2 protein-coding genes are annotated in these 1,626 nt (G+C 56.8%); both read right to left on the bottom strand.

Going from position 1 to position 1,626, the window contains the following annotated elements; all coding sequences use genetic code 11:
- Positions 1-1,178, bottom strand: a 1,178-nt coding sequence (locus ACN4EG_RS27710; protein WP_431633516.1) for an L-type lectin family protein, incomplete at its 3' end; no start/stop codon positions are given.
- Positions 1,179-1,188: 10 nt separating this feature from the next.
- A partial coding sequence (locus ACN4EG_RS27705; protein WP_431633515.1) for an OmpA family protein occupies positions 1,189-1,626 on the bottom strand: 438 nt, incomplete at its 5' end.

Here is a 1,626-nt window from a genome sequence, read left to right as displayed (position 1 = left end):
GGGGGGGGGGGGGGGGGGGGGGGGGGGGGGGGGGGGGGGGGGGGGGGGGGGGGGGGGGGGGGGGGGGGGGGGGGGGGGGGGGGGGGGGGGGGGGGGGGGGGGGGCGGCGGTGTTGTGAGATTGCTGATCGATAAATTGCGGAGTTCGTGAATGGCGGTGGAAAACCCTGTTGACGCGGCAAAACCCACTTTGAGCGAAGCCGGCACAGGGGGCTGTCCGGGGACATTTCTGAGATCTAATTGGTTGACGACGGTTTGATAGGCAGTTCCTGTGCCAGTAAAGTCGATTTCGACGGTCAAAATGCTGTTGGGTGTGAGGGTGATGCGGACTCTCCGGGGGGTAACGCTAGATCGCAGTGTATTGGTATTCACCGTTGCGGGATCATCAATGCTGGTACCCAAATTTCTGCCTTCAAGGTAGGCATAGCCACCCAATCCATTTCCGGCTCCCCGTAGTGCGACGGAGTCAGGTGATTGGCCAATTCCGCCGACTCGGCCTTGAGTGCCATTGGAAAAATTCCCAAACTCATCAAACCCGATGCCAATATAGCCCCCCGCCACACCCGCCGTATCACTAGAACTGCCTCCAGCAATGGTTTCTTGGGCATAGCCAAGCGAACCGCCAAAGGCTCCCGGTGTCGGGTTAGCCACACTGCCATCAATTAAGAAGAAACTTAAGCCATCGGCACCGGGGGGAAGAACATTGCTCCGTCCGTTGTAAATAAAGAAATCAAATTCAATGCGCAGGCCATTACTGGTGGGGAATGCTTGGTTAAGAATGATCGATCCCCGTTCTCCCTGGGTATTAAAATTCCGCCCTTGATCGATAAAACCGACTCGGTTAGAGGTGAGACGCAAAGCGCCTGTTCCGGGGCCATCTACCCCGCTGGGGGGTAGTCCTTCCAATCCGGCAGCACAGCCCGGTAAGCTGGGATCAGCCGGGTTGGGATTGCCCGTGAGACAAACACTAGGGCCTTTGACAACGCCATCGATCGTGGTGGTATTGTCACTACCAACAATGCGATAGAGTCCTGGATTGGTTAAGGTATTGCCCGTAAAGGTCTCTTGGAAGAGGGCGGTTTGGGCTTGGGCCGATCGCGGAAGCAGGATGAGTCCACAGGCGAAGGGCGCTAGGGCTAAAATTTGGGTGATGCGTTGCACAGACTTACGGTTTCTCACGGTTCCATCCTCACGGTTCAATTTGCAGGTCGTCTTCCTGCACAATGACTTCAATGTCGCGAATGTCTTTGTAGATAATTTCCGTTCGTCGATCGCGGGCGTAATCAACTTTCCGGGAACCGTCGGAGAGGCGTTGCCGTTCCCCAAAGGTGCGAATGGTCATGCGGCTGGGGTCGATGCCCTTACGCAGAAGATAGTTGCGCACAGATAAGGCACGGCGTTTGCCCAGTTCAATGTTGTAGGCATCGCTGGCGCGGGGATCGGTGTGGCCATGGAGGTCGATGATGATGGTGGGGTTGGCTTTGAGGACGGCGGCCACTTTATCTAGAACTTGGGCACTTCGGTTACTGATAAAAGACTTGTCCAGGGCAAAGTGAATGTTTTTCGGAACTTTTAAGCGAATGGGTTCCGGGGGTTGCACGGGGGGTGGTTGTACAGGGGGTGGCGT

This window comes from Alkalinema pantanalense CENA528 (assembly GCF_050753345.1).
Lineage (GTDB): Bacteria > Cyanobacteriota > Cyanobacteriia > Leptolyngbyales > Leptolyngbyaceae > Alkalinema > Alkalinema pantanalense.
This window is presented reverse-complemented; position numbering and strand designations above follow the sequence as displayed.